32 protein-coding genes and 1 other annotated feature are annotated in these 25,504 nt (G+C 44.9%); of the genes, 9 read left to right on the forward strand and 23 right to left on the reverse strand.

Translation table 11 applies throughout. The features are described 5' to 3' along the window. Positions 1–156: 156 nt before the first annotated feature. Complete coding sequence (locus ACFPTP_RS15330) at positions 157–711, reverse strand: phosphatidylglycerophosphatase A family protein (protein ID WP_381446541.1); 555 nt, start codon at positions 709–711, stop codon at positions 157–159. A gap of 179 nt (positions 712–890) precedes the next feature. Between ACFPTP_RS15330 and ACFPTP_RS15335 the strand changes: the two genes are divergently transcribed. The 3 genes from ACFPTP_RS15335 (at position 891) to ACFPTP_RS15345 (ending at position 2,656) form a co-directional block, all read left to right on the forward strand. Then, positions 891–1,616 carry an alpha/beta hydrolase gene (locus ACFPTP_RS15335; protein WP_381446543.1) on the forward strand — a complete coding sequence of 242 codons (726 nt, stop codon included), beginning with the start codon at positions 891–893 and terminating at the stop codon, positions 1,614–1,616. Between the two features lie 83 nt (positions 1,617–1,699). Next, on the forward strand, positions 1,700–2,215 hold the full coding sequence (locus ACFPTP_RS15340) for a YjcG family protein (protein ID WP_381446545.1): 516 nt from the start codon (positions 1,700–1,702) through the stop codon (positions 2,213–2,215). 3 nt (positions 2,216–2,218) lie between these two features. Continuing rightward, entirely contained in the window at positions 2,219–2,656 is a 438-nt protein-coding gene (locus ACFPTP_RS15345; protein WP_381446547.1) for a GNAT family N-acetyltransferase, read from the forward strand. Positions 2,657–2,754: 98 nt separating this feature from the next. Here ACFPTP_RS15345 and ACFPTP_RS15350 read toward each other — a convergent pair whose 3' ends face one another. The 7 genes from ACFPTP_RS15350 to ACFPTP_RS15380 form a co-directional block, all read right to left on the reverse strand. Continuing rightward, positions 2,755–3,060, reverse strand: coding sequence for a hypothetical protein (locus tag ACFPTP_RS15350; RefSeq protein WP_381446549.1), 306 nt, complete (start codon positions 3,058–3,060; stop codon positions 2,755–2,757). Positions 3,061–3,222: 162 nt separating this feature from the next. Next, positions 3,223–3,471, reverse strand: coding sequence for a stage VI sporulation protein F (locus tag ACFPTP_RS15355; RefSeq protein ID WP_381446551.1), 249 nt, complete (start codon positions 3,469–3,471; stop codon positions 3,223–3,225). A gap of 17 nt (positions 3,472–3,488) precedes the next feature. Continuing rightward, a complete protein-coding gene (locus tag ACFPTP_RS15360; protein ID WP_381446554.1) occupies positions 3,489–3,635 on the reverse strand; it encodes a YjcZ family sporulation protein in 147 nt (48 codons plus the stop codon). 75 nt (positions 3,636–3,710) lie between these two features. Beyond that, positions 3,711–4,073, reverse strand: coding sequence for a stage V sporulation protein AE (gene spoVAE, locus ACFPTP_RS15365; RefSeq protein WP_381446556.1), 363 nt, complete (start codon positions 4,071–4,073; stop codon positions 3,711–3,713). Positions 4,074–4,082: 9 nt separating this feature from the next. Further along, positions 4,083–5,084: a stage V sporulation protein AD gene (locus ACFPTP_RS15370; RefSeq protein ID WP_381446558.1), complete on the reverse strand. Its 1,002-nt coding sequence runs from the start codon at positions 5,082–5,084 to the stop codon at positions 4,083–4,085. Then, positions 5,078–5,533, reverse strand: a complete 456-nt coding sequence (gene spoVAC / locus ACFPTP_RS15375) for a stage V sporulation protein AC (RefSeq protein WP_381446560.1) — start codon at positions 5,531–5,533, stop codon at positions 5,078–5,080. The genes ACFPTP_RS15370 and spoVAC overlap by 7 nt, the downstream gene beginning before the upstream one ends. Beyond that, a complete protein-coding gene (locus tag ACFPTP_RS15380) occupies positions 5,533–5,979 on the reverse strand; it encodes a YhcN/YlaJ family sporulation lipoprotein (RefSeq protein ID WP_381446562.1) in 447 nt (148 codons plus the stop codon). Before ACFPTP_RS15380 ends, spoVAC begins: the two co-directional genes overlap by 1 nt. A gap of 74 nt (positions 5,980–6,053) precedes the next feature. Between ACFPTP_RS15380 and ACFPTP_RS15385 the strand changes: the two genes are divergently transcribed. Further along, positions 6,054–6,614 carry a CotY/CotZ family spore coat protein gene (locus tag ACFPTP_RS15385; protein ID WP_381446564.1) on the forward strand — a complete coding sequence of 187 codons (561 nt, stop codon included), beginning with the start codon at positions 6,054–6,056 and terminating at the stop codon, positions 6,612–6,614. Positions 6,615–6,721: 107 nt separating this feature from the next. On the opposite strand, the gene ACFPTP_RS15390 is transcribed toward ACFPTP_RS15385, so the two are convergent. Both ACFPTP_RS15390 and mgtE read right to left on the reverse strand, forming a co-directional pair. Further along, positions 6,722–7,060 carry a hypothetical protein gene (locus ACFPTP_RS15390; protein ID WP_381446566.1) on the reverse strand — a complete coding sequence of 113 codons (339 nt, stop codon included), beginning with the start codon at positions 7,058–7,060 and terminating at the stop codon, positions 6,722–6,724. Positions 7,061–7,200: 140 nt separating this feature from the next. Then, the gene (mgtE, locus tag ACFPTP_RS15395; RefSeq protein ID WP_381446568.1) at positions 7,201–8,574 is read right to left on the reverse strand and encodes a magnesium transporter; all 1,374 of its coding nucleotides are present in this window, start codon (positions 8,572–8,574) and stop codon (positions 7,201–7,203) included. Between the two features lie 89 nt (positions 8,575–8,663). Here mgtE and prpE point away from each other — a divergent pair, with 89 nt between their 5' ends. Beyond that, entirely contained in the window at positions 8,664–9,404 is a 741-nt protein-coding gene (gene prpE, locus ACFPTP_RS15400; RefSeq protein ID WP_381446570.1) for a bis(5'-nucleosyl)-tetraphosphatase PrpE, read from the forward strand. Here the strand turns inward: prpE and ACFPTP_RS15405 are convergent. From ACFPTP_RS15405 to ACFPTP_RS15420, 4 genes are read right to left on the reverse strand one after another with little or no spacing between them, the layout of a single operon-like run. Continuing rightward, entirely contained in the window at positions 9,392–10,309 is a 918-nt protein-coding gene (locus ACFPTP_RS15405; RefSeq protein WP_381446572.1) for an RluA family pseudouridine synthase, read from the reverse strand. The genes prpE and ACFPTP_RS15405 overlap by 13 nt on opposite strands. Positions 10,310–10,316: 7 nt before the next feature. Next, entirely contained in the window at positions 10,317–11,117 is an 801-nt protein-coding gene (locus tag ACFPTP_RS15410; RefSeq protein WP_381446574.1) for an NAD kinase, read from the reverse strand. Beyond that, on the reverse strand, positions 11,089–11,790 hold the full coding sequence (gene yjbM / locus ACFPTP_RS15415) for a GTP diphosphokinase (protein WP_381446576.1): 702 nt from the start codon (positions 11,788–11,790) through the stop codon (positions 11,089–11,091). The genes ACFPTP_RS15410 and yjbM overlap by 29 nt, the downstream gene beginning before the upstream one ends. 15 nt (positions 11,791–11,805) lie before the next feature. Beyond that, the gene (locus ACFPTP_RS15420; RefSeq protein ID WP_381446578.1) at positions 11,806–12,198 is read right to left on the reverse strand and encodes a UPF0738 family protein; all 393 of its coding nucleotides are present in this window, start codon (positions 12,196–12,198) and stop codon (positions 11,806–11,808) included. Positions 12,199–12,343: 145 nt separating this feature from the next. Between ACFPTP_RS15420 and ACFPTP_RS15425 the strand changes: the two genes are divergently transcribed. From ACFPTP_RS15425 to ACFPTP_RS15435, 3 genes are all read left to right on the forward strand, one after another. Beyond that, on the forward strand, positions 12,344–13,042 hold the full coding sequence (locus tag ACFPTP_RS15425) for a lytic transglycosylase domain-containing protein (protein ID WP_381446581.1): 699 nt from the start codon (positions 12,344–12,346) through the stop codon (positions 13,040–13,042). Between the two features lie 94 nt (positions 13,043–13,136). Beyond that, positions 13,137–13,529, forward strand: coding sequence for a globin domain-containing protein (locus tag ACFPTP_RS15430; RefSeq protein ID WP_381446583.1), 393 nt, complete (start codon positions 13,137–13,139; stop codon positions 13,527–13,529). Beyond that, positions 13,526–14,335, forward strand: a complete 810-nt coding sequence (locus ACFPTP_RS15435) for a DsbA family protein (RefSeq protein WP_381446585.1) — start codon at positions 13,526–13,528, stop codon at positions 14,333–14,335. Before ACFPTP_RS15430 ends, ACFPTP_RS15435 begins: the two co-directional genes overlap by 4 nt. A 406-nt stretch (positions 14,336–14,741) precedes the next feature. Here the strand turns inward: ACFPTP_RS15435 and pepF are convergent, their stop codons facing one another. From pepF to ACFPTP_RS15475, 8 genes are all read right to left on the reverse strand, one after another. After that, positions 14,742–16,556, reverse strand: a complete 1,815-nt coding sequence (gene pepF, locus ACFPTP_RS15440) for an oligoendopeptidase F (protein WP_381446587.1) — start codon at positions 16,554–16,556, stop codon at positions 14,742–14,744. A gap of 57 nt (positions 16,557–16,613) precedes the next feature. Next, on the reverse strand, positions 16,614–17,762 hold the full coding sequence (locus ACFPTP_RS15445) for a competence protein CoiA (protein ID WP_381446589.1): 1,149 nt from the start codon (positions 17,760–17,762) through the stop codon (positions 16,614–16,616). A 130-nt stretch (positions 17,763–17,892) separates the two neighbouring features. Continuing rightward, positions 17,893–18,495, reverse strand: a complete 603-nt coding sequence (locus ACFPTP_RS15450) for a hypothetical protein (RefSeq protein ID WP_381446591.1) — start codon at positions 18,493–18,495, stop codon at positions 17,893–17,895. A gap of 92 nt (positions 18,496–18,587) precedes the next feature. Continuing rightward, positions 18,588–19,916 (reverse strand): hypothetical protein, encoded by a 1,329-nt coding sequence (locus ACFPTP_RS15455; RefSeq protein WP_381446593.1) that lies wholly within the window; start codon positions 19,914–19,916, stop codon positions 18,588–18,590. Continuing rightward, positions 19,903–20,472 (reverse strand): RNA polymerase sigma factor, encoded by a 570-nt coding sequence (locus ACFPTP_RS15460; protein WP_381446595.1) that lies wholly within the window; start codon positions 20,470–20,472, stop codon positions 19,903–19,905. The genes ACFPTP_RS15455 and ACFPTP_RS15460 overlap by 14 nt, the downstream gene beginning before the upstream one ends. A gap of 273 nt (positions 20,473–20,745) precedes the next feature. Beyond that, entirely contained in the window at positions 20,746–21,402 is a 657-nt protein-coding gene (gene mecA, locus ACFPTP_RS15465) for an adaptor protein MecA (protein ID WP_381446597.1), read from the reverse strand. 242 nt (positions 21,403–21,644) lie between these two features. Next, positions 21,645–22,043: a transcriptional regulator SpxA gene (spxA, locus tag ACFPTP_RS15470; RefSeq protein ID WP_060206922.1), complete on the reverse strand. Its 399-nt coding sequence runs from the start codon at positions 22,041–22,043 to the stop codon at positions 21,645–21,647. Positions 22,044–22,444: 401 nt separating this feature from the next. After that, the gene (locus ACFPTP_RS15475; protein ID WP_381446823.1) at positions 22,445–23,641 is read right to left on the reverse strand and encodes a putative glycoside hydrolase; all 1,197 of its coding nucleotides are present in this window, start codon (positions 23,639–23,641) and stop codon (positions 22,445–22,447) included. Positions 23,642–23,856: 215 nt separating this feature from the next. After that, positions 23,857–24,089, forward strand: a binding site (T-box leader). Between the two features lie 203 nt (positions 24,090–24,292). On the opposite strand from ACFPTP_RS15475, the gene trpS reads away from it, so the two are divergent. Beyond that, positions 24,293–25,279: a tryptophan--tRNA ligase gene (gene trpS / locus ACFPTP_RS15480; RefSeq protein WP_381446600.1), complete on the forward strand. Its 987-nt coding sequence runs from the start codon at positions 24,293–24,295 to the stop codon at positions 25,277–25,279. Here the strand turns inward: trpS and ACFPTP_RS15485 are convergent. After that, positions 25,236–25,484, reverse strand: a complete 249-nt coding sequence (locus ACFPTP_RS15485) for a YuzI family membrane protein (RefSeq protein WP_381446602.1) — start codon at positions 25,482–25,484, stop codon at positions 25,236–25,238. The two genes, trpS and ACFPTP_RS15485, sit on opposite strands and share 44 nt — an antisense overlap. Positions 25,485–25,504: the final 20 nt, after the last annotated feature.

Consider the following 25,504-nt stretch of genomic DNA (forward strand, 5'->3'; position numbering starts at 1 on the left):
ATTCTCCCCTTTTGTTATGGTAGTTTTGCAACTTAACACCCATTCTAACACGAATGGATTATCGCTTGTCAATCCTTCTTGAAAATTTTCAGTAACTTGCAAGCGGTTTCAATAGGAAAAAAGGAGGTGGAATACCTACATATTCCACTATATTACTTATTTTTGTTTTTTAGGATCTGCATCCAAATACGTGATGCCTGCTTCATCCAAGTCCCTCTTCCGGTGAGCGAGCCGTGATGCGGCACATGAAGCGACACTTGCGACTAAATCATCAAGGAATGTATGGACGCCATTCCCTTTTTTTGTGTCCAGTTCATTGATGATGCCGATTTTATTTTTATCGAGATGGCCGAATGTCGTCACCGCGATGGATCCATATGTGAAGACAGCCCCTAAGGCGATTGTTTCATCCACACCAAAAAGACCTTCGTCAGATTCGACGATTTGTTGGAGCGGCGCCGAGAGCTTCCCTTGTTCCGCAAGCTCATCCAATTCGATTCCGACAAGGAGTGCATGCTGAAGTTCCCTCTTCCGCAATACTTTTTCAACTGAATCGACACATTCAGCAAGGTCAAGCCCTTCATTATAAGGGACTTGCATTTCGTATACGATTTTTGCGATGTCTTCCATTGTGACGCCTCTGCGAATCAGCGCCTCCTTAGTAGCTTTCGTTACGACATCGGAATGAACAATATTTCTTCCAGTGAACATAATGATTACCTCCTCAATCTACCCTTCGTCCGTCACGTATTATATGACAAAAGCCTTCAGGATGATTATTCAACCATTGTTTGTTTCCTTTAGCATGCAACAGGCTATCCAAGCATTATACCTGTACATGCGCTTATGTTACAATCTTCTTACATCACACAACAGGGAGGACCTGCCCGATGGAATATGGAAAAATTGAAGAAGTTCTTTTTTACAGCAAGGCCCTAGATGAAGAGATGCAGCTTCTCATCCATCTGCCACATCAGTATTCACCACTTTACAAGTATTCAGTGCTGATCGCCTCTGATGGCAAAGATTATTTTCAATATGGACGGATTGGACGGGTTGTCGACGAACTTGTCGATGAAGGCGAAATAAACAATATGATTGTTGTCGGCATACCGTATAAAAGCGTTACAGAACGCAGAAGGATGTATCATCCAGAAGGCGACCGGCACGAGAACTACATCCGTTTTCTTGCGCACGAGCTCGTCCCTTATATAGATGAGAACTATCCAACGTACCAAGTCGGCGCCGGCAGGGGATTGATCGGCGATTCGTTGGCTGCGACGATTTCGCTGCTGACTGCATCGAAATATCCGAACTGCTTCGGGAAGGTGATTCTCCATTCCCCATACGTGGACGACTATGTGCTGGAAAAAGTGGAAGCTGTGAAAGATCCGTCCGCTTTTTCAATTTACCACGTCATCGGCGAGGAGGAAACGGAAGTCAAAACGACTCAGGACGGCACTCAGGATTTTCTCACACCGAACAGGGAATTAAATAAATTAATTAAAAGAAAAGGGTTTTCCTACTACTATGAAGAATTCAAAGGGGACCATACATGGAAGTATTGGCAACAGGATGTACCGAGGGCAATCAAAAAATCCTTTCGGGACGAATGATGCCAAACAGTACAAATATTAGTACATTCTGCTATAATTATTGTTAAGATGGATATAAACATTTTACGAGGAGGTCTTTTATTATGAAATACGGTGTTGTAGCTTTCCCTTCAAAGAAACTCCAAGATTTGGCAAATGGGTACAGGAAACGTTATGATCCACATTATGCGCTGATCACGCCGCACATGACCGTCAAAGGCGTATTTGAAGCTGATGATAAAGAGATTGAGCAAGTTGCGGAAGCCATCCATAAAATAGTCCGCAATCATAAGCCGTTCGAATTGAAAGTGACAAAAGTCAGCACATTTGCACCCATCACCAACACGATTTTCTTTAAAGTGACACCTAATGAGGAAATCCTTTCACTCCATAAAGACCTGAATGAAGACTTTTTCGGTGATAAACCTGAATATTCCTTCGTCCCGCATATCACAATCGCGCAAAAACTGAACTCCGGTGAACATGATGATATCATCGGGCAAATCAAGATGTTCGGCGTGGATCATACTGAAGTGATCGATCGCATCCATCTTCTCTATCAACTTGAGGACGGATCTTGGACAGTTTATGAAACTTTCCGGCTCGGCGAGGAAAGCTGAAGATTGATTGAAGTAAGAATTGCCCGTTCCGATCGTGAACGGGAAGATGCGTATGACGTGCGGAAAAAAGTTTTTGTGGATGAGCAAGGGGTACCTATCAGTCTTGAAATTGATGAGTTCGATAAAACCGCTTCCCATTTCATCGTTTATGAAGAAAAGCGACCGATAGGAGCCGGACGAATCCGGGAGATCGGTCCTGGCATCGGGAAAGTGGAGCGGGTATGTGTGCTAAAGGAATTGCGTGGGAAGCATCTTGGGAATCTGATCATGCATGAACTTGAAAAGCATGCAAAATCCGCTGCAATGACAAAAATTGTTTTGAATGCACAATCCTACGCTGTGCCATTCTATGAAAAACTCGGGTATACGGTTACATCACCCGAGTTCATGGATGCGGATATTCCGCACCGTGCAATGGAAAAGGAAATCATTCCATCATAAGCGAAAGTGTGCCTATAGAAAAGAGCAGATCCGCAAACCGGTCATTACCGGTTGCAGATCTGCTCTTTTTGGGATTTCAAATCAAATCCGTCATCCAATTACACATATTCATTTACTGCGAGCCCTTTTCCGACAAGATGTGCAATCTCAGGCGATAGGTTGGCAGGATTCGGATAAATGAACCCTTTCAAGTATGGAGGTCTGGATTGCGCGGTAACCGGTTCCTTCTCCTCCATGATCCGCTCCTGTTCACTTCGGAGTGAATCCTCGAATTTATCCATAAGATCCGGATCCATTTTCACTTTCTCCACCCGATCGACATAAGCAAAATTGTTGCGCACTGCATTCATCCGATTCGCATATAGTTCGCCTTGCGTTGGCTGGACCGGTAAAATATAGCCCATTTCCTACACCCCTTTATATTTAGCCTCACGTACCCTTTAACCTTATTACGAGTGTATGAAACATAGTAGTCGGAAAATGATTGTTTCCTACTAGTTTTTACGCCACGTTATAGGTTGAACGTATTTATTTTGGGTAAGTGAGTTCATGAAAATGGGGTGAGATTATCCCATCATTCTTTGTATATCGTTGAAGTTTACGGAATTGCCGTTTTTGACGATCGATTTAACGAGTTCATCTTCCATATGGGGCGGGACTTCTTTATTTGCGAGCCGGCCTACTTTTCGCACGATTTTTCGGACTTGTCGTTCGTCACTGAAATCTGCATATTGGATTGCGTTCGCCAATGCAAATACTTCTTCCATCGGAACGCCGGTTTTTGATTCTATCTTTTTGAAAAACGATTCATTCATATTGTCTTCCCTCCTTCTTAGACACAAAAGCTGCTGCCAACAATGATTAGCAGGATGAAGAGAACAACAATCAGAACAAAAGTGGAACCGCCATAGTATCCTTTTCCGTAACCGCCGTAACCGCCGTAACCACCGTAACCGCCAGGATAGCATCCACCGAACATAAAAAATCCCCCCTTCCCTTCCGTCTATCCTATGCAGATAGCGGAGAGAAGAAGGGGGCGTTTGCACAGAAAATTTCAAACGGAGCCCTTTGGCTTAAAAATAAATGAGGCAATGAACCCGAATAGGATCGCTGCGCTGATTCCGGAACTCGTCACCTCAAACATTCCGGTCAATACACCGATAATGCCATGTTTTTCGGCTTCGGCAAGTGCTCCGTGGGTCAAAGCGTTACCAAATGAAGTAATGGGAATCGTTGCGCCAGTGCCCGCAAAATCAATTAATGGTTCATATAGACCCAAGCCATCCAGCACAGAGCCTGCAACGACTAGAATGCAGAGCGTATGGGCCGGGGTCAGCTTTGCTACGTCAAACATCAGTTGGCCAATGACACAAATGAGTCCGCCGACTATGAAAGAGGTAATGTAAATCGAAAACAATCAGACCACTCATTTCATCGTTAGTTCGACTGCGTGCGCGATGCACGGAATCGTTTCGCCTTGTTGGAACGACAATGGTGAAAGCAGCGCTCCCGTCGCAATTAGGAGAACTTTTTTATATTCCTTGTCCTTCATCTTCTGATAGACTTCCGAAAAATAAACGGCCGCCGAGCATCCCGCCCCGCTTGCACCTGCCATGAAATCAGGATTATTGCCGTAAAACTCCATGCCTGCATCGCTGAAGTTTTGAAAGTCCGTAATTCCTTGGTTTTTAGCCAACTCCTTGAAAAGTGAAAAGCCGACCGTGGCCAAGTCCCCGGTCATGATCAAATCGTAGTCGCTTGCGGAAGTTCCATGTCCCTCCAAATGCCGCTTCAATGTATCCGCAGCAGCGGGCGCCATGGCGGCTCCCATATTCAATGGATCTGTCATACCCATATCGATCGCTTTGCCAACTGTTCCGCGTTCGATGGAAGGCAGACCTTGTTGGAATGGTGCAACTGCTGCAGCCCCTGCCGCCGTTACAGTCCATTGGGCTGTGTCACCTTTTTGTGCGCCATATTCAACCGGATACCGGAATTGCCTCTCGATTGCATTATGCTGGCTAGATGATCCTGCAATGGCCAATTTCGACATCCCGGCTTCCGTCAGAAGTGCAGCCAGAAGTAATGAAGAGACGGAAGTCGCACATGCTGCGAACATACCGAAATACGGAATCCCTACAGTTGTTGCGAAGAAGTTGGAAGGCGTCATTTGATTGACAAGGTCTCCGGATAATAAAAAATCAGCGTCCGACGGTATTTTATCAACCTTGCTTAAGGCAATCATACATGCATCTTCCATCATTTTTGAGTGGGCCTGTTCATTCGTATCCAGGCCGCATCGTTCATCATCATACATTTTGTCGAAGCCAGCCTGAAAAGCACTTTTCTTTTCAAGCGGCCCCGCCGTTACACCCGTAGAAAGGATCGAAGGCGTATTCGCGAATGTCAAAAGGCCTTTACCTACCATGAAGCAACCCCCATCTTCACTAGGATTGTCTTGATGAGTGCCACAACGAAAGCTGAAAAAACGCCGAATAAAATAACGGAACCGGCCAACTTGAATATATTGCCGCCTACTCCCAACACATATCCTTCCGATCTATGCTCAATTGCCGCAGAAACGACCGCGTTGCCGAACCCGGTAATCGGAACTGCACTGCCGGCTCCACCGAACTGGCCGATTTTTTTATAAACGCCAAACCCGGTCAGCAACATGGAAATGAAAATCATCGTCGCCACCGTCGGATTGCTTGCTGTCCGCTCCGTGAAATCGAAGAAGGTCATATAGAAAAGTGCAATGAACTGGGCGACGAGGCAAATCGTGCCGCCTACGAGAAATGCTTTAATGACATTTTTGAGCAGCGGCGGCTTCGGGGTAATCCCTTGCTCCAGCTTTGCGTATTTTTCTTTGTCCATTATGTCTCTTCCTCCGCTAGTGTTATCAAATTATGGATTTTTTTCTTCAGTCCTTTTTCATCTTTTTTCAAGATGAGTTTATTCGTTTCATTTAATATCTTGCTATCCGCAGAAACGAAAACCGCGAGATCAGGATATTCTTCTTTCAGCTTCTTTTCGATTTCACTTGCTATTTTCCTTTTATTGAATCTTGAAAAGGTCTTCACGCGGATTCCAACGAGCAAATGATCGTCGTGAAACAGGGCGGCGGCCCCTTTGACGCGCTCATCCTTCTTCAATAACTCTTCCGCCTTGGCTGCGTCCTCATTTGTCAGGTTCTCGAATTTAAATTCATTCGGCATACAACCGGACAGCAGAAGCAGCACGCAAAGCAACGTTATGAATTGACGAATATCCACCATCCCCTTTTTTTCACAGTATGGTGTCCGCGCTTGTTTTTTATTCACGACGTGATGTTTGCCCTTGCCCTAAACAATGATTCGCATAAGGTATATAGAGTTGAGAAAAGGAGGTGGAATGAATGGGATGTGGAAGAAATGAAGAGGTCGGAGGAGAAGTACGGCGCCACGACAATTGCATTTGCGAGGTCGTCCGTGCCATTAGGCGTGTGCAGGATATCCGTGAGGAAGTCGATTGCGACGACTGCAGAACCGACTGTTTCCTGACTCCGCTCGGTAGCCTTGTAAGCCCTGCTAGACAACGGGCCAATACGCGTGTCTTCATGCTATTGGACGAAAAAGGTAATCCATTCAAAGCAATGTTCAACAGAAGAAGAAGGATCGAAGAGGATGAAGAAAGAACAAATTCCGGGCAAGATCGCAGAGATTGTGCAACTTGTTTCTCGATTTTCTTCAGGGTTCAAAACGTTTTCGACAACTGCTGTGCAACACTACAAGTTCTTGAGCCGCTTGATCGCAGAGGCCGGAGAGTCGACTTGTTCAAAGACGGTAAATTGGATCTTGACGAAGTTTGCAGAGTCGAAAACTTCAGAGCGACAGGTACTTGCGTTACTGTTGACTTGAAATGCTTCTGTGGAATCCAATGCGTAAGAGACGTTTTCATCGATTGCGACGAGGATTGAAGGAATAACCTGTGATGCTGACTCTGCCCGATCGGATACCGGTCGGGCAGTTTTTCGGTTTAATGGAGAAAAAACAAAGCGGACCGGTCGTCGGTCCGCTTTGTTTTTTATGTTCTTGTGTCAAATGGCTGCCCGCGCCATAAAACGTCTTCTATCTTTGCAATTTCAATCTCGGTGATCTTGTCATCGGCTTCGACCCAAACGGTGTCGCCCTCGACTCTTTGAATCGCGCCTTTCAAGACACCGTCTTCGAAAATGAATTGAAGCGGTGTGTAAATCTGCTTCTGGAACGGTGCGCTCAAATAGCGTATTTTGCTTATAATGGCGGGGTTGACAACGTGGCTTGCTGTTTCAACGGATGGATCGATGTCGTTTGCTTCCCTCGCCGAGCCTTCGCTTAGGACGAAGACGGACGTGCTTTCTTCCTCCAAGACGGCCACCTTCACATAGACGGGAGGCCCCTGCACAAATATCAACGGTTCATTGTAGGAAATGTTGATTCCCCCTTTTTTCCGTAGTATATGCGCCCATGGGGAATGACGTTCTTTTCCTCATTCTTCGTTCATTATCCAATCGAAGATGACCTTCAAAGGCTACTGATGAACATTGTCGCCAATCCAAGATAGATGATGATGCTGATGACGTCGTTCAATGTCGTGATGAACGGGCCGGATGCGACGGCCGGGTCGATTTTCATCCGGTGCATGAACAACGGAATGAACGAGCCTGAAATTGTCGCGACAAAGATGGAAACGAGGATTGCAGCACCTACGAGCAACGCGATGATGAATTCATGTTTCCAAATGAAAATGAGGCCGACGACAAAGATGGCGCAAATGAGCCCGGTAATCAAACCCGTCCCTGCTTCACGCAACAACAATTTGAATTTGCTTTCATCCTCGACATCGCGAGTTGCGATACCGCGGACGGCGACCGCCAGTGCTTGCGTACCGCTATTCCCCGCGGTCCCTGCAATTAACGGAATGAATGCAGCGAGCAAAGCGACTTGCGAAATCGTATCCGTGAACAGATCGATCAGATTCGCTGTCAGCATGCCGAGCACCAACAGGATGATCAGCCATGGTATCCTTTTCTTCGCCGCCGCGAACGATGTCTTGTCGAAAGAGTCCATATTGGATACCGCAGCAAGTTTGGAATAGTCATCGGATGCTTCTTCATCTAAAACGTCGATAACGTCATCGACTGTAATGATTCCGAGCATATGCTGCTGGAAATCGACGACCGGAACGGCTAGCAAGTTATAGTCCTGTGTCATCCTTGCGACATCTTCCTGATCATCCGATACGAGGACGCTGACGACACGCTCATTCATGATTGACTGGATTAATGTGTCTTCATCCGTAATGATCAGATCCCGAAGCGAAACGACGCCCGTCAAACGATTGTCTTCATCCACGACGAAAACATAATAGATCGTTTCAGCTGACGGGGCTTCATTCCTCAAAATCGTCATCGCGGAACGCACAGTCGAATTTTGCGGAATCGAAACGTATTCCGTTGTCATGATCGAACCGGCTGTATATTCTTCATAATGCAAGAGGGATTTGATTTGTGCAGCCGCTTCTTTGTTCATTAACGTCAAATAGCTGGCAATCTGCGCCTTATCAAGTTCTTTCAGGACATCTACCGCATTGTCCACGAACATGTGGGATATCATATCCGCGGCATAAGTCGTGTCCATCTCCTGAAGGAACTGCTTATATTCATCTTCATCGATTTCACTCGTCTCGAATATCTCCGCCAACTCTTTCGGAGAAAGGAAGAAATACATCGTCTTTCGATGACTCAGGTCCACCTTCTCATAGAAAACAGCACGGTCATATGGGTGAAGCATTAAATATTCATTTCGGAACGTTTTAATATCTTGCTGTTCCAATGCATTTATCAGTTTTTCTTCGTCGATAATAATCTCATCGCGAATTTCTTCATTTACAGTCATGGCTGCACCTTCCTTTCCGCTCCGACATGCATGAATGCATTGCTAAAGGTATGATCATAAATAAGACAATCCCTTAAAGGAGAATCATTATGAAACTGGATATAATCGGTGATATTCACGGTTGCTATGATGAATTGCTGTCGCTCATCGAAAAGCTTGGCTATTCGTTTGCATCCGGATTGCCATTCCATCAGGATGGAAGGCGGCTCGCTTTTGTAGGCGACGCGATGGACCGCGGTCCGGCATCGCTGAATACGCTGGAATTAATGTTCAAGCTGCAAGACAATCATAGTCTTATCTATTCCCCCGGCAACCATTGCAACAAACTTTACCGTCTCGCAAAAGGCAGCAATGTCCAAAAGAAAAACGGACTTGAGACAACAGTCGCTGAATTGAACGCCTTGCCTCCAAAAGAGAAAACACGTTTTTTGGATCGGTATCGACAATTCTATGAAGCCTTGCCGCTATACGAAAATCTGGATAACGGAAAACTTATTATCGCACATGCAGGAATCCGTGAACAGATGATTGGAGAACCATTTTCAAAAAAAATACAGTCGTTTGTCCTTTACGGCGATACAACCGGAGAAACGCTCCCGGATGGCCGTCCCGTCCGCAGGGATTGGGCGAAAATGTATTTCGGGGATGCATGGATCGTTTACGGGCATACCCCGGTTACCGAAGCACGTTTCGTCAACCGGACCGTCAACATCGATACAGGCTGCGTGTTCGGCGGAAAACTGACTGCCGTCCGCTATCCGGAAATGGAAATCGTTTCCGTCACATCACAGCAGCCACATATTCCGGAGAAATTCACTCATTTCGACTGATCCGAATCAGCCGTCAATCGTTCCATATCAACAGGCAACCCACTCGTAAACGTCAGCGGCTCTTTCGTCAACGGATGAACGAAGCCGATAGCAGCACAATGCAATGCCTGCCTGCCAATCAACTTGAGCGAACCGCCATACAAGTCATCTCCCACAAGCGGGTGGCCAAGCCATTGCATATGGACTCGGATTTGATGGGTCCGCCCTGTGTGCAACTTCAAAGAAACGGATGTATATGGCTCGCCATTTCGTTCAAAGCGGCCCAGCACTTGGACATCAGTCCTTGCATATTGCCCGTCTTGCCGTACCGTCCGTTCGATAATGCTGCCATCTTTCCGTCCAATCGGCTGTTCAATCGTGAACGCATCCTTCTCTATATACCCTTCCACGATTGCAATATAACGGCGCTTAAAACCGGTCATCTGCATCTGTTCACTGAGCAAATGGTGAATATGCCGGTTTTTCGCCATGCAAACGAGGCCCGACGTATCGGTATCCAGTCTTGTCACGACATGCACGGTTGATGGGACGTTTTCCGCTTCAAATTTTCCCGCCACCAAATTGGCGACCGTTCCATTCGGCTGATCGCGTGATGGGATCGTCCCTTGGCCGGCAGGCTTATGAATGATGAGGATCGCTTCATCCTCATAGACAATTTCTAGTTTGCCAGTTTGAGGTACAAGACCGGCACTCGGCTCTTCCGGAGGAAAATGGACCGTTACAGTATCACCACGCGTCAACATATGCCTCACCGTCTGCTCCGTCCCGTTCACAAGCAGACGCCCACCGTCATATTTTACAGCCGTCAATGTCCGTTTGGAAATTCCATGGCCGTGCAGGAATTCCCGTAGAAGAATTCGGTCCTGTTCGACGATGTATTCGAGGGTGAACTTCTTTTCATTCATAACCGTTTCACTCATCGCTCGCAATAAACGAATCGTGGACCCGCGTCCAGAATGGGAATGGGCGGAATCTGCCGAAACGCACCTTCTCATCCGCCACCTTATACTCAATCGATTTCACGTCTTTATGCAAGAGTTGCAAATGGTCGATCGTCACCATGAAATCCGGCCCCTTCACCGGCGTCAGCACACAACTATGATGCGCGGGCAGTATGAGCGGTGAGCCGACTGTCCGGAATACGCGGTTGTTGATCGAAGCCATTTCGGTCAGCTGGATGGCATGCAACGACGGGTGGATAATCGCGCCGCCGAGAGCTTTATTATAGGCGGTCGAGCCTGATGGCGTTGACATGCAGAGTCCATCCCCGCGGAATCTTTCGAAATGCACACCGTTCAATTCCACGTCCATGACGAGCGTCACTTCGGGGGATTTGACCGTTGATTCATTGAGCGCAAGATATTTTGCCGCCTTTTCGGAATGGCGGTAATTGATCGTCACCTCAAGAAGGGGGTATTCGATGACATTGTATTCCTGACGCGCAATTAAAAGGACGAGCTTTTCCAACTCGGCGGGCTTCCAATCGGCATAGAATCCTAGATGCCCGGTATGGATGCCGATGAATGCCGTATCCTTCAGGCGATGGATGTATTTATGGAAGGCATGAAGCAATGTGCCGTCCCCTCCGACCGATAAAACAATATCAGGTTCATCTTCATCAAAGACGAGTCCAAAATCAGCCAGATAATCCTTCGCCTCGTCTTTCAATCGGTTCGACAATGGGTCATTTCTCGTCTGGATGGCGAATTTCATCCTGATCCCCCCTTTTCCGTTTCTTTCCACTGTAATCTCGATCAGCAGTTTCTTTGAATGCGCTGAAGTATTGCTGGGCGTCATGGATTTCATCCCGAATGAGCGACATTTCCTCATCCAACCTGAAAGCGGCCTCAGCGGCACGTTCCAGCCGATGTCTGATTTCGTTCGGCAATTCACCTTGATATTTGTAATTCAAAGAATGCTCGATGGAAGCCCAGAAGTTCATTGCCAGTGTGCGGATCTGGATCTCCGCAAAAATCGTCTTTTCGCCATGAATCGTCTGGACAGGATATTCGATAATCATATGATAGGACCGGTAACCGCTCGGCTTCTTATGTGAAATATAGTCCCTTTCCTCAATGACTTGCATATCAGTCCGCTGCCGTAATGTGTGGACAACTTTGCCGATATCATCGACAAACTGGCACATAATGCGAAGACCGGCAATGTCCGGCAACTCCTCCGCCAATTCCGCAGACGGTTTGAACGGGATTCCCTTTTCAAGCGTCTTATCGTAGATGCTTGCGAGAGGTTTCACCCGACCTGTCACGAATTCCACAGGCATGTGAACCCCTTCAAGCTCATATTGCGCTCGCAAACCTTTCAATTTTACTTTCAATTCGGCAACAGCCTGTTTATACGGTTCAAGAAATTGCTTCCACTCTTTCATGAGTTGCCCTCCAAACTATAGGTTGATGTTTTGGAGGAAGGCCTCGAATTCCTGCTCCACCGCAGTCGTGAATGCCTCTCCATAGTTGTCGTTCCCTTCGATATTATAGACAAGCATCGTCAGCTCCTCTACAAAGCCCGGCAAGTGAAGTTTTTCTTCATTCCACATCAGGTACGGATCGCTGCCGGTCTGCAGCACCTTCGCCATGTACGGCCATATATCTTTCGGGAAATGTATGTATGTATAACCTTCATCTTCGTCCATTAAATAGACAAATGCATGTTCTTCGGAATCGGTTATCATTTTCTTTGCTGGAGTTCCAGTTGGACGGTCAACTTCCGCGTCCAATAAAAATAGGATATCGTTGCCGTTCTCTTGCCCTTTTATCACTCGGTTCTGGATTCGCATAAGTCTTCTTCCTTTCAATCATCTTACGTTCAGTCTACCATATGAAAGCCGGTGGTGCAGTCCGTAACATGCGTTTTTATCCGGAACTTGATATACTTGATTCAGTAGCAACTTTAGATAGTCCTGAAAGAAAGGAAGTAACAAAATGGATGCACGCGCAATTCGTACTTTGATGGATATACAGGCGATGCAGACACTAGGTTCAGTGCAAACTTTCGCAGCCGGGCAGGATTCGGGTTCCACCATGTTCAGCATGATGATAAATGATGTATTAAACGGCATGTCTGCAGACGCGCCGGTAATGGAGCCGCTCTCATTTCAGACATTCGGCATGTTAGGCGGGCTTCAATCAATGAACAGCCTTCATTATGCCGGCCTTAACAGCGTTTATATGCCGGGTGGCCTTCAATCAGCAATCTCCACTTCGATGACTTATACGAGCCGAGACAGTGCGATTAGTGAAAATGGCTTCAGCGATTTCATTCGCCGCGCTGCGGAAACATACAACTTGCCGGAAAACCTGATTCTCTCAGTCATCAAGCAAGAATCCAATTTCAATAGCTCTGCAGTGAGCGGTGCAGGTGCGATAGGCTTGATGCAGCTCATGCCGGGTACAGCCAGGCTGTTAGGTGTGAGGGATGGATTCGATCCCGAGCAGAATATTATGGGCGGAGCGAAATATTTACGTCAGATGCTCGATCAGTTCGGAAATATTGAGACAGCATTAGCTGCGTATAATGCAGGTCCCGGAAACGTCAGAAAATATGGCGGTATACCGCCTTTCAAGGAAACAGAACAATATGTTTCGAAAGTGCTAAATTACTATAATCGTTATGAAATCTGACAACATTTCAATTCGGATGAAGGCAATTTGTTTGTGAAAGAATTGTTTGGTTGTTAAAATGTCCATACAGTCAGAACAAAGGAGATTGACATATATGACTCGAAAACCTTTGATCCCTTATGAGGAAATCGGTGCTGAAAAATTATCGGAACTCATCGATCGTTTTTATGAAAAAGTGGCTGTCCACCCGGACCTATATCCGATTTTCCCTGAAGATCTGACGGAAACAGCACGAAAGCAGAAACAATTTCAAACACAATATTTAGGCGGACCGAATTTATTCACGGAGGAGCACGGCCATCCGATGATGAAAGCGCGTCATATGCCTTTTCCGATAACGCCTACACGTGCAAAAGCCTGGCTCGCCTGCATGGCGGAAGCGATGGATGACGTCGGCCTTGAAGGACCTTTGCGGGAAGTGTATTATCATAGGCTCGTCATGACTGCGAACCATATGGTGAATCGAAGCGAGGGGGATGTGCGGTGAACCGGGAAACTCTGGTGGAAAGCAGCGCAACTACTTCAGCCTCCTTGTCAAAGCCCATCGAAATTTACGTATTCGTAGATCCTTTATGCATGAACAGCTGGGCGCTCCAGCCATTGCTTAGGAGATTGCAAGTCGAATACGATCGTTATTTCACATTGAAGATTGTCCTTCGCACCTCTTTGACGAAGACGAACGCATGCTGCTTTGTCAATATGGATGATGCGAAGGCTTGTGATAAAAGTCATCCTGCCTTTCCGAGCATTGCTTTGAAAGCAGCGGAATTCCAAGGGAAGCGAGCAGCTTTCCGGTTCCTTTCCAAGCTGTTTGAATACACATATTTGAAAAAGAGGAACGTCCTCTCCTTTTCAGTGCTTGTTGAAATAGCCGAAAGCCTCGGATTGGATGTCGATGAGTTCATCCTCGATTTCTCATCGCATCATGTTTTACGTTCCTTGCAGGTCGATTTGCATTTAGCAAATGAAATGGAAGTGGAAGACGCACCTTCCTTCGTTTTCTTCAATGAAAATATTGAGGATGAAGGGTTGAAGGTGAACGGATTGTATTCCTATGAAATCTATGAACAGATTTTGGAAGAGATGGTCGGGTATGAGATTACACCAGATGCCCCACCGACATTGGATGAGTTGTTCCAGCGTTTCGATTCGCTTTCTACATTGGAGGTCGCCGAGATATACAACATCCCGGAGAAATCGGCAGAACGTGAATTAAAAAAGCAGCTCCTTCTCCAAAAGATCGAAAGGCTGCCGCTATCGAATATGACATTATGGCGCAAGCGCCATTCATAAAAGCAGATTGCATGGTCATCCATGCAATCTGCTTTTTAAATTGATACAAAAGAAAAGAGCATCCGCTCTTGGGGGAGAGGGATGCTCTTTTACAAAGGGAATGGGAGAAATGTTCACGTTCAAACAAAAGGGGTGTATGTTTGGTATGTGATTTATTTCACATCTATAACTTATCATAAAATAATAGTAACATCAACATTTCACATAAAGTTTCACATCTCTGTCACAAATAAAATATCAAACAAACGCCTTACCTAAAGAGTTCTACGGAGCCTACCAACCTTTTCCAAATCTAAATTCCCGAATGTAAGCGCTTAACTTTATATTATATAAATATAATCTAAAATCACCAAACGGAAAAAGCCTGACTTAAGCATCGAATATGCTAAGTCAGGCTCAATTTCACTTATCCAAGCAATTCTTCCAACTCATTCAATCTTTCCTCAAACACTTTGCACGCCTCTTCGATCGGCTGCGTGCTCGTCATATCGACGCCCGCTTTTTTCAGAACTTCGATCGGATAATCGGATGAGCCGGCTTTCAGGAAGTGATTGATGTAACGGTCGACAGCAGGCTGCCCTTCCGTCAAGATCTGATGGCTGAGCGCCACAGCGGCACTGAAGCCTGTCGCGTATTGATAAACATAGTAATTGTAGTAGAAATGAGGGATACGCGCCCATTCAAGAGCGATTTCCTTATCCTCTTCCACTGCGTCACCAAAGTATTTCTTGTTCAATGCTGCATATTCCTCAGACAATTTGTCGGCGGTCAAAGCAACGCCTTGCTGGTCAAGCTGGTGGATCAGATGCTCGAACTCAGCGAACATCGTCTGGCGGAAGACCGTTCCACGGAATCCTTCAAGCCAGTGGTTCAGTAAATAAATGCGTTTTTGCTTATCATCGATCGTCTTCAATAAATGATCGTTCAAAATCGCTTCGTTCACCGTAGATGCAACTTCAGCGACGAAAATGGAATATCCGCTATAGTTGTACGGCTGATTATTCCTCGAATAATAGCTGTGGACACTATGGCCGAACTCGTGCGCCAATGTGAACATATTGTTGACGTTGTCCTGCCAGTTCATAAGGATGTATGGATTTGTTCCATAGGATCCCGATGAATAAGCGCCGGAACGCTTCCCTTTGTTTTCACGCACGTCCACCCAACGGTTTTCCAGTCCTTCTTTAACGATTGAAGTATATTCCTCGCCAAGCGGATGGAAGCTTTCGAGCATCGTTTCAGTCGCTTCCTCGTATGGAATCTTCATGTCCACGTCTTTTACCATCGGCGCAAACATATCCCACATATGAAGTTCATTCAGACCAAGGACCTTTTTACGCAACGCGACGTAGCGATGATGCAGCTCAAGGTTTTTATTAACCGTGCTGACGAGATTATCATACACTTGCTCCGGAATATGGTTGTTTGACAATGCCGCTTCACGTGCAGATGAGTATTTACGGATGCGTGCATTGACGTTATTCCGTTTAACATTGCCGCTCAATGTAGAAGCGAAAGTGTTTTTGAATTCTCCGTATTTGCCGTACATCGCTTTGAATGCGTCTTCACGCACACGTGCATCCTTGCTTTCGAGGAATCGGATATAACGTCCATGTGACAGTTCCGCTTCTTCCCCGTCTTCGTCTTTCACATTCGGGAACGTCAAGTCGGCATTGTTCAGCATGCTGAACGTTTCAGAAGAACTGCCGGTCACTTCGCCCATTTGTGCGAGGATCGCTTCCTGCTCAGCCGGAAGGATATGTGCACGGTACTCATTCATTTCCTCAAACTCATGCTTGTACAACTTCAAGTTCTCGTTGTTTTCCACAAGGCTGTTCAGTTCCTCTTCAGGAATCGCCAACAGCTCAGGCGTAAAATAAGAAAGCGCAGTCGAAATTTTGACGTACAATGTTTTCGCACGGCTCTCCATCGCTTGATAGAAACTGTTTGTTGTATCCTGGTCGCCTTTCAAATGAGCGTATGTGTAGAGTTTCCCCATTCGCTGATAGATTGTATCTCGATAGGAAAGCGCTTCGAATAATGCATCGGCACCTTGATTCAACGTGCCTTTAAATGTTTCCGCCTTCCCTGAAAGTTCTTCAATTTCTTTGAATTCCCGTTCCCACGCTTCGTCGTTCGGGAAAATATCCTCTAGACGCCAAGTTTCTTCAACTTTAACTTGTTCGCGAGTCAACACTTTGTTTTTCGTATCAGTCGTCATTCAAAATCCTCCCCGTCATCTTTCTTCGCAAATCGAATCATTTTCATTCTCTCAATTTCATCTCTCATTTGCAAGGAATCTTTCTGAAATGAATTGCAAAATACCATTTTCACTGTAGTCTGTTTTTTGAACCGGTGAGTCAATGCCATTATGGCTTAGAAAATCGATAAAGCGCTCACACGCCGACGTTTTTTCATTAACATTCCCACTGAACTTGCGGACAAAACGTTCAATCGTATACGGTGCGACATCTGTAAATGGAATCTCGTTCTGCCTGAGGAAATGGACAAAACGGAATTGCCATTCAACGTCGGCTTCCCGAAATGCTTGATTTCCAGGTACAGGCACACCGATCCAAGGCGGCAACTGGGTAGGCAGCATTTTCATTTCATAGCAGCTTCTTAAGAATGGGTCTTTAATGCCTTTTCTATTCAATAAAATCCTGTTTTGCAGTTCCTTCTGGCGGTGATTTTCATAAAGATTGGCGTATTGTTTTATTTCATTAAATGTGGGTGCTTTTGGACGAACAAAAGGGAATCGTTGAAAATTGTGGGGTAGAATGCGGTGCATTCCGATATACCGCTGTCCGGCTACATGTAACAGACTGCTGAAATAGTGAAATGTTTCATTGTGGGGATGAAATGTGAGGAGAACGTGGCCTTCAGGGGGTGTGCTGACGATGAACCACTCTTGGAACTTTGAAAACTGAAAGATGCCGACCCCTTCTGGGAGGTGTGTGAACTTTGCTGGGGTGTGCAAAATCCAGATCGGATTCATGCCGGCGCCGCGGTACCCTTCCGTCCGTTGTTCAAGCAGGGCAATGGGGATTGTACTGCATTGGAATTCAATCGGAAAATCAATCTCTTGTGTTTTTACGAGCAGATCGGGACGCTGCGAAATCCTGTTTAGCAGTGGTTCCAATTCGACTTCCTGTTTGCTGTTTAACAGAAGTTGATACAATTGCCGCTTGCCGTTCAAGTGCTGCTGGGACTCCCCTTCTGAGAAAGAGGCGCTGCATGTTGCGTCCTTTCGGTGCGCGAAATGTGGTATTACAATGTCGCCGACTTTCAACTGGACCTGCCCTTTGCACTGCGGGCAATAAAACTTCCGCGTCTGCCTCCACTTTCGCAGTTCCTGCCTTTCCAGCTCGGAAGATAAAATGATCAGTCGGCCCTCATCCGAACAAGCTGTCAGAATAGCCCTCACTCCTTTCAATTGTATTGTAAGGAATCGGGTTAGTTATTTCAACTATTCGGAATTTTAAATAGTTGAAATAACTAACGGATTTTCGCTACAGTCGGACGCGTTCCGCGGGCGTAAATCCCCCTAATAGAAATTATATACAGAACCCACTTTTTTCACCGATACCCCTTGAACAATGCTCTCGTTCTTCAGCAGATTCTATATACCAAAATCCATTCTCTTTTTTCATCGTTAATTTAATATCGCTTCCAGCAGCAGAATCATCAAAAAGGCCATAACTCATGATATAACCTAACGCATTATTTTCATCGGAAAATTTGATTCGTGAATTGACCTCCCAAATACCTTGACCTAAGAAATTGCTAACTTCTACATCAGTCATGAAAGCTAGAAGGAGCTTTCCTGGATTTTCCCAAGTTTGATTAGGTGATGATAGTGATTTATCAAATTCACCCTCAAATTTTCTCCAACTTGTAATTTCTTGCTTATAACCCATTTCTTCAGAAAGGGAATAGTCCGTCACATACTTCCATAGTTGAACATCAGCTTCATTCCAAAGTTTCGGGGCATCCTCTTTTGAGATTTTGATATACCCCTGTTCTTCCGCTTCTTTTGGTTGCTGATGAACTACTGTACCGGAAACTTCCACGACGGGTTTTGCTCTTTCATCCGTCATTGTTTCCGCTGAACAAGCAGCCAAGAAAAGAATGCTCACCATTACACTTAATTTCTTCAAATCCATCGTCTCCTTGTAGCTTTATGAGTTAGACGGAGTGAAACTACTATTTGTTTCAATGGATTGAATACTCGGCAAATTAATCATTCCGCCTATTTGAATTCCCACAGCAATTCTTGAATAGGTTCTCCGTTATTTTTATTCCATTCCATAATATTTTCAAATGTTGGTTCTTCTAAAACGGCGATGTAAACCTGTAAATCATTATCCTTCCACTCAATACGTGTAATAGGATATTCAAAGGATTCCAATACTTCGAGTTGCTTCGGTGGCGAGAATTTTATGAATTCCTTTAAGTCCAGAAGTGCAATTTGATTTCTTACGACTGCAACCCCCTCGGTTCTACCAAATAGGAGCGCCAAATGATCCTCTTGTTGTTTGACATCTTGAAGGATGCTCGATTCTGATACCTCAATTGATTGAACTTCATCTTTACTGCTATGCTCTACCAAAAGCTGATCGCAAAGCTTTACACCGCAATTGAAGCTGACGAGAAAGTAATCCTTTTGTTGATGTGTAAGGATAAAGGTACTCCGCAATCTGCTCATTTCTAAATCCGGATTATCATTTTGAGTCAGATAGGACAGTAAAACAGGAAGCTTTGCAATAGCAATTTGAATATCTTCCCTTCCGGATCGCTCTACTACAAGGGTTAAATCCTTTCCATCGCTTATTTCCACGTCATCCGTATCCGTGATATCCTCATTTCCATTAAACGTTTTGTGCGAAACATCCTCGATGGTTTTAAAGATAGCTGAAAAAGAACCCTTATTCTTTTCATTACTTGGCTCGTAAGTCCATGTCATCTCCTCTCCATCGATAGATGCAAGGTATCCGGTAGCAAAGTAATTATGGTAAGGAATCTCGGCAGCTTCCTCATATTCTAAATTCTCCTCGATAAATGGATAAGCACCTTTGTTTGAATCAATGAAGAAAAAAGGGATATGGGAGTCTGTGAAAATTTTGGTATACTGCTTTTCAGCAGCAGTAGATAAACTTTCTTTCATCACAAAAACCGCATCAAATTTCCTTACTTCCTCAATCGTAAATTGTTCAAAACTAATTTCCTGAAAAGCGATTTGTTTTTCGTTGATCTCTGGTGCCGCTCCTATAACCCCTATCGTTAAATCTTTTCCTTTATATATGCTGCTATCCTGTTCTTCGCCGTTCATAAAGCCTAATAAAGTAGTATTCCCTATGGAAATCCCATTCGGGCTACTGATAAAGGAAATACTAATAAAGATGAATAAGCTTGCCGCTGCGGCCATTACAGTCCAATACACAGGGCTGAATCTTATGGTCCTTTTCTTTCTAGGCGCAATTCGCTCTCGTATTCTTTCGCCCTCTTCATGTGTAAACCGGATATTTTTTTCGAGAAAATCATTCACTTCTTTTTTTATCTCCGTCTCAAAACGATCCATTATAATTGCCCCCCTCCAAATTTTTCAGAAGTGCATTTTTACCCCGTAACAAACGAGATTTTACCGTATTGTGATTAATACCAAGTGTTTCACTAATCTCCTGCATCGTCATCTCATTAAAGTAATACAGAATCAATACTTCTTTAAACTTATGAGAAAGCAAAGAAATCTGTTTTAATAATTCCTTGGAATTCTCGCTATGTATATATTGGTCTTCTGCTGAACCTTCTGTCTTTACAAGGTGTTTCAATGGCGTGTAAATAAGATTTCTTATGCTCCAAAGCCGTTGATGGTCTTTACACTTATTAATGGTGATTCGGGTTAGCCAAGTTTCGTAATTCGATTCGTTTCTAAACTTGGACAGGTTCCAATAGCAACTGATATAGACTTCTTGAATGATATCTTCACTTTCTGAATGGTCATTCGTATAAAGATAGGCAATTCTTTTAAGTTTGGTTGCGTATTTCCGCATTAAATGGTTCAAAAGTATTTCATCACAATCAGCAAGTTGACTTGCTTCATCTGTGTTTGAAAGATCTTGCTTATTATTTTCCAATTCGACCTTCAACTCCTTTCATAGATTAGACGGATGCCACTACTGAATTGACCCCTTGAATTTTTATTTCTAAGTTTGAGGTCATAAGGAAAAGCAAAAAAGAGCAACGATGCCGCTCTATTTTGCATATTCATTTTAGGAGTACTTGTTGCTTGGAGTGCAGGCGCTCGACTCAAGCGTCCGCCCGCAGCGTAAATCAACCTATCCAGCAATACTTCTAACTAAAACAAAAAAGCTGTTCCCCATTTTCTGTGTGGGAACAGCTGTATATTGTTAGTTGCCGAAGTATTTTTTTACAGTTGCCAAAGCATCGGATTCCATAATGACTTTGCCGTATTCCTCAAGGCGGTGGATCGTCACTTGGGATAAGGAGCCATATTCTGAAATGAGACTACAGAAATCGGATTTATCGTCGTCATCCATTTTCGATTCATCATAAATCACGTACAGATAGAATTTATTTTCAAACGAATAGAGAGATGATTCGACTGCGTATACGGGAATGCTAGTTGACAGCGGAATGAGGTTTTCGAACTCTTCAAAGACGAACATATCGGACGTCCAAACAACGGGCTCATCATTCAATTCACTCATAAGTTGTTCGGAATTGGCAAACATGCTGGGATCCGGTTCGAAAGGCTTGCGTGCATCATCCATTCCAAACTGTGGTTCCGATTCGTCATTGTCAGAAGCTTGCGCCCGTGTCACTGTCACTTCTATTCCGTTATTCATCGCATGGACTTGGATCCATAACGGACCTTCCACTTCGAATTCGGTCTCATCGTTGATTTCGTCCATCATCTCCCAGAAGAGCTCTTCGCTTTTGTCGCGATTGTACCAAACCTCTTCCCGTGTGAAGCCACGTTCCTCAATGTCTATATACGATAAGTAGAACTTTACGGTATTATCATTGATTCGCTCTATTTCCATCCCTTTTCTCTCCCTTCCTTACAAACAGGCTTGAGCCCATTTCGTTATTTTCGCAATAAACCTGCAATGCTTATACTTACTATATGACCGTCCCTGTGGTTTTGAAAGGGTTATCCTCCGGTCGGTGATTAATGTTACTAGCATTGTAGAGAACATCAGCCAGCAAAGCAAGGGGAAAATAAAAAGCCGATAGGATGGGCGGATTGCCCGTCAACTCCCTATCAGCTATATTACGTCTTCTATTAGTTTACCATGCGCCGCGCTTCAAGAAGCTGATAGGCCCTAACTTTTCTAGGTAGGAAGCGTCTGATTTCATCTTCATTATACCCTACCTGAAGCCTTTTTTCATCTAGTATGATCGGTCTTCTCAATAGGCCCGGATGTTCTTGAATCAATTCATATAAACGTTGAAGCGGAAGGCTCTCCACATCTACATTCAGTTTTTGGAAGATTTTCGAGCGTGTCGAAATGATTTCGTCCGTTCCATCTTCTGTCATACGCAAAATTTGTTTGATTTCGTCGATATTCAATGGCTCGGAGAAGATATTCCGTTCAGAATATGGAATTTCATGCTCTTCCAACCATGCCTTCGCTTTTCTACATGATGTGCAACTCGGTGAGGTAAATAATGTAACTCCCATTCGCTGACACTTCCTTTCAATCGGCTTACTATCTTATATTTAGAAAATTAAATTAGAATAATTTTAAAGTAATGAGCTTAACTCCTATTATACACATATTCATTCTCAATGAATACACTTTTTCGAAAAAAAGTGGAACAGATGGTTGCCTTGTCACATTTCCGCAATATTATAGGGTTTACAGCTCCTTTGGGTATGTACTTTGACACTTCTTTACTGTTATACCCGGCGGAAGAACAGTTTAAACATCATTACTTCAAAAAAATCCTTTTCTCATTTAGGAATAGTTGAATGAAAAATGTCGTTCCACACTTAGTAGTACGATATGAAGTCCTAAAAAGTTTCAGTAAACAAAGAAAAAATATCCGGAAACCCATTCATTCAGGCTTCCGGAAGATGAATCAAGGCGTGTAATCCACACCCTCAGTATAATTATTATTTGCGTTCCATAAGAGGTACTCATTTATGCCATTTTCTTTCAATGCTTTGATTTGCGCTTCGACTTCGGCTTTCCCGTAGCGGAGATAATTTCCTTTTCCTAGCCAAGGCGCACTGAAATCCTGCAGCCAAGGGCGTGAAACCGGCGGATTCTCAAGAGCTCCGAGCTTGGCGTTTTCCACCTTTGCATATTCCGTCACAAGTCGATAAGGTTCGAGGTCGGGCTTCGCAATGCCGAAATAGGATGTCCAGTGGCTCGGGTAGATCATCGATGAAATGACATCGACGTTCTCGGAAATCTTCGAGAAATTTTGCCCGATTCCAGGCGCTTCGGGCAAAGTTGCCGAGTATCCGAAAATATCGACGGAAACGTCCACATCATATGGTTTCAGCTGCTCCCGTGCATAAGCGACGAAGTCCGTCACCGCCTCAACTCTTCGCTGGATCGGATCAAGATCTGACTCTTTGTAGTCATCCATCGAGTATTTCAGCGTCTCATGCCGTTTTTCGAATCCTTCCGGGAAACGGACATAATCGAACTGAATTTCCTTGAAACCCATCTTCGCTGCCTCAATGGCGATTTCAACATTATGCTCCCACACTTCTTTCATGAACGGGTTGACGAACGATTCTTTCCTGCCGTTTTTCCAAACTTTATCGCCATCCATGAATGAAAGTTCCGGACGTTTCTCGGCAAGTACGCTATCTTTGAACACGACGATTCTTGCAATCGGATAGACTTTCTGTTCCTCAAGCGTCTCCAGCATTTTGTGCGGATCTTTTATGTATGGCTTGCCAATATCCAAGTTGAACAATGGCGAGTCTTCCTTCGGCTTATACGTCAAATTTCCGAAGTCGTCTTTTATATCGATGACCATCGCATTCAAATCCGTTGAATCGATCAGTTTCAATAATTTCTCGAACCGGGCCCCCCCTGCGGAATGTCCCGTCACGTAAATTCCGCGGACTGCGTCTGGGTATTCAAATACAAGCCCCGAATCAAAACGGAATAATTTTGACCCGGCAACAATTCCTTCGTCTATCGTTTCAAATCCATATGTACGTTCGGCAAATTCCAAATCGTTTTTAGTATCATCTGCTTGCACCGCGAGCGGCATAGCTACTGCGCTTGCAAGCAATAAAGAGCCGATCCATTTCATTTTCTTCAATATGACACTTCCTTTCTTTCACTTATTCTATCAAAGCAAAAATACAATGAATAGGTAAAGTCATCTATTCCCTATATTTCTTGCAAAAAAACCATTTTCATTGTCGATTTAAACTTAAGGTGCCAAAGGTAACATATAATAATGCGTGGAAAATATTTTAAGTTTGCTTTATTTCCCCTGTCGTATTATACTTTTGACAACTATTATAAAAAGCGAAGACGGAGAGAGTACTCTTGTCGCGGCATTCAAGAGAGCCTGTGGTTGGTGCGAACAGGTATGGCGGACGAGAAGAATTGGGTTCCCGAGCTTGATTGGCGAAAAAGATGTTCATCCATCGTCGAGTAGCCTTTCACGACTCCCCGCGTTAAGGGGTTTGAGTGGCCTGCTTGCGGGCTGATTCGGGTGGTACCACGGTTGATGCACATCAGTCGTCCCTTTTTTAGGGATGACTGGTGTTTTTTTATTTTTATTCTTATTTTAGGTACCTCTGTTGATTGGAGCGAAAGGCGGCGACTCCTGCGGGAAAGCGAGACAGGGGAGACCCCGGAGGGAGCATAGCGACTGAGGAGGCTCACCGCTCGCCCGCGGAAAGCGTCCGCCTGTAGCGAAAATTAGCAGTATTTATTTATAGGAGGAATTTGGATGAAAACTATTTTTTCAGGCGTTCAGCCTACAGGGACAGTAACATTAGGGAACTACATCGGGGCATTCAAGCAATTTACAGAGCTTCAGCACGAATACGACTGCCGATTCTGCATCGTCGACCAGCATGCGATCACAGTACAGCAAGAGCCGGATGAACTGGCGAAGACGATCCGTTCGCTCGCAGCCATTTATATCGCCAGCGGCATCGACCCGGAGAAATCACTTCTGTTCATCCAATCTGAAGTACCGGCGCATGCCCAAGCCGGATGGATGATGCAATGCATTTCGTACATCGGCGAGCTTGAGCGCATGACCCAGTTCAAAGACAAATCCGATGGGAAAGAAGGCGTCTCTGCCGGATTGCTCACATACCCGCCGTTGATGGCCGCGGATATTCTCATCTACAATACGGACATCGTGCCAGTCGGAGACGACCAAAAGCAGCATGTTGAACTGACAAGGGATCTCGCCGAACGTTTCAATAGACGATACGGCGAAGTGCTCACCATCCCGGAAGTGCGCATTCCGAAACACGGCGCGCGCATCAAATCATTGCAAGACCCATTGAAGAAGATGAGCAAATCGGATCCGAATAAAAAAGGGACGATTTCGCTATTGGATACACCGAAGCAAATCGAAAAGAAAATCAAGAGCGCAGTGACGGATTCGGATGGCATCGTGAAATTCGATGTTGAAAACAAGCCAGGGGTGTCCAACCTTCTGACGATTGAATCAGCGTTAAGCGGCATTGCGATTTCCGACCTCGAGTCGAAATACGAGGGGCTTGGCTATGGCGCTTTCAAAACAGGTGTCGCCGAGGCTGTCGTCGGACATCTCACACCGATCCAAGAACGCTACGAGGAGCTTCTTAATTCCTCGGAGCTTGACGTGCATCTTGACCGCGGCGCTGAAAAAGCGAATGCAATCGCGTCTGCAACACTTAAAAAAATGGAGTCCGCGATGGGACTCGGACGAAGACGGTAATCACAAGAAGGATGACTGCCATAACGAAAAGCGTGAAGTCGGCCGTTTGGATAATGAACAGCAGAATCTGCTTCCAGCTATAGCCTAGTGATAGATAATTGAAATAGAAGATCATATGTGTCGTCGTTATGACTATGAGTCCGTAGCTGATGAGGAAGAAGAAGATACGTGTCATGTATACATCGCCCTTTTGCTTTTCTTCCATTGTATGAATGAAAGCTCCCC

Origin of the sequence: Sporosarcina koreensis (assembly GCF_042655825.1) — a bacterium.
In the GTDB taxonomy this organism is placed as follows: domain Bacteria; phylum Bacillota; class Bacilli; order Bacillales_A; family Planococcaceae; genus Sporosarcina; species Sporosarcina koreensis.

What these genes read in the sequence shown, in the direction of transcription:
- ACFPTP_RS15430 (WP_381446583.1), top strand. Translation starts at nt 13,137, where the DNA reads ATGACTCGAAAACCTTTGATCCCTTATGAGGAAATCGGTGCTGAAAAA.
- ACFPTP_RS15475 (WP_381446823.1), bottom strand. Translation starts at nt 23,641, where the DNA reads ATGAAATGGATCGGCTCTTTATTGCTTGCAAGCGCAGTAGCTATGCCG.
- ACFPTP_RS15410 (WP_381446574.1), bottom strand. Translation starts at nt 11,117, where the DNA reads ATGAAATTCGCCATCCAGACGAGAAATGACCCATTGTCGAACCGATTG.
- ACFPTP_RS15330 (WP_381446541.1), bottom strand. Translation starts at nt 711, where the DNA reads ATGTTCACTGGAAGAAATATTGTTCATTCCGATGTCGTAACGAAAGCT.
- trpS (WP_381446600.1), top strand. Translation starts at nt 24,293, where the DNA reads ATGAAAACTATTTTTTCAGGCGTTCAGCCTACAGGGACAGTAACATTA.
- spoVAC (WP_381446560.1), bottom strand. Translation starts at nt 5,533, where the DNA reads ATGGACAAAGAAAAATACGCAAAGCTGGAGCAAGGGATTACCCCGAAG.
- ACFPTP_RS15425 (WP_381446581.1), top strand. Translation starts at nt 12,344, where the DNA reads ATGGATGCACGCGCAATTCGTACTTTGATGGATATACAGGCGATGCAG.
- ACFPTP_RS15335 (WP_381446543.1), top strand. Translation starts at nt 891, where the DNA reads ATGGAATATGGAAAAATTGAAGAAGTTCTTTTTTACAGCAAGGCCCTA.
- ACFPTP_RS15385 (WP_381446564.1), top strand. Translation starts at nt 6,054, where the DNA reads ATGGGATGTGGAAGAAATGAAGAGGTCGGAGGAGAAGTACGGCGCCAC.
- ACFPTP_RS15360 (WP_381446554.1), bottom strand. Translation starts at nt 3,635, where the DNA reads ATGTTCGGTGGATGCTATCCTGGCGGTTACGGTGGTTACGGCGGTTAC.
- ACFPTP_RS15355 (WP_381446551.1), bottom strand. Translation starts at nt 3,471, where the DNA reads ATGAATGAATCGTTTTTCAAAAAGATAGAATCAAAAACCGGCGTTCCG.
- ACFPTP_RS15420 (WP_381446578.1), bottom strand. Translation starts at nt 12,198, where the DNA reads ATGCGAATCCAGAACCGAGTGATAAAAGGGCAAGAGAACGGCAACGAT.
- prpE (WP_381446570.1), top strand. Translation starts at nt 8,664, where the DNA reads ATGAAACTGGATATAATCGGTGATATTCACGGTTGCTATGATGAATTG.
- spxA (WP_060206922.1), bottom strand. Translation starts at nt 22,043, where the DNA reads ATGGGAGTTACATTATTTACCTCACCGAGTTGCACATCATGTAGAAAA.
- ACFPTP_RS15370 (WP_381446558.1), bottom strand. Translation starts at nt 5,084, where the DNA reads ATGGTAGGTAAAGGCCTTTTGACATTCGCGAATACGCCTTCGATCCTT.
- ACFPTP_RS15485 (WP_381446602.1), bottom strand. Translation starts at nt 25,484, where the DNA reads ATGGAAGAAAAGCAAAAGGGCGATGTATACATGACACGTATCTTCTTC.
- yjbM (WP_381446576.1), bottom strand. Translation starts at nt 11,790, where the DNA reads ATGAAAGAGTGGAAGCAATTTCTTGAACCGTATAAACAGGCTGTTGCC.
- mgtE (WP_381446568.1), bottom strand. Translation starts at nt 8,574, where the DNA reads ATGACTGTAAATGAAGAAATTCGCGATGAGATTATTATCGACGAAGAA.
- ACFPTP_RS15350 (WP_381446549.1), bottom strand. Translation starts at nt 3,060, where the DNA reads ATGGGCTATATTTTACCGGTCCAGCCAACGCAAGGCGAACTATATGCG.
- ACFPTP_RS15340 (WP_381446545.1), top strand. Translation starts at nt 1,700, where the DNA reads ATGAAATACGGTGTTGTAGCTTTCCCTTCAAAGAAACTCCAAGATTTG.
- mecA (WP_381446597.1), bottom strand. Translation starts at nt 21,402, where the DNA reads ATGGAAATAGAGCGAATCAATGATAATACCGTAAAGTTCTACTTATCG.
- ACFPTP_RS15405 (WP_381446572.1), bottom strand. Translation starts at nt 10,309, where the DNA reads ATGAATGAAAAGAAGTTCACCCTCGAATACATCGTCGAACAGGACCGA.
- pepF (WP_381446587.1), bottom strand. Translation starts at nt 16,556, where the DNA reads ATGACGACTGATACGAAAAACAAAGTGTTGACTCGCGAACAAGTTAAA.
- ACFPTP_RS15455 (WP_381446593.1), bottom strand. Translation starts at nt 19,916, where the DNA reads ATGGATCGTTTTGAGACGGAGATAAAAAAAGAAGTGAATGATTTTCTC.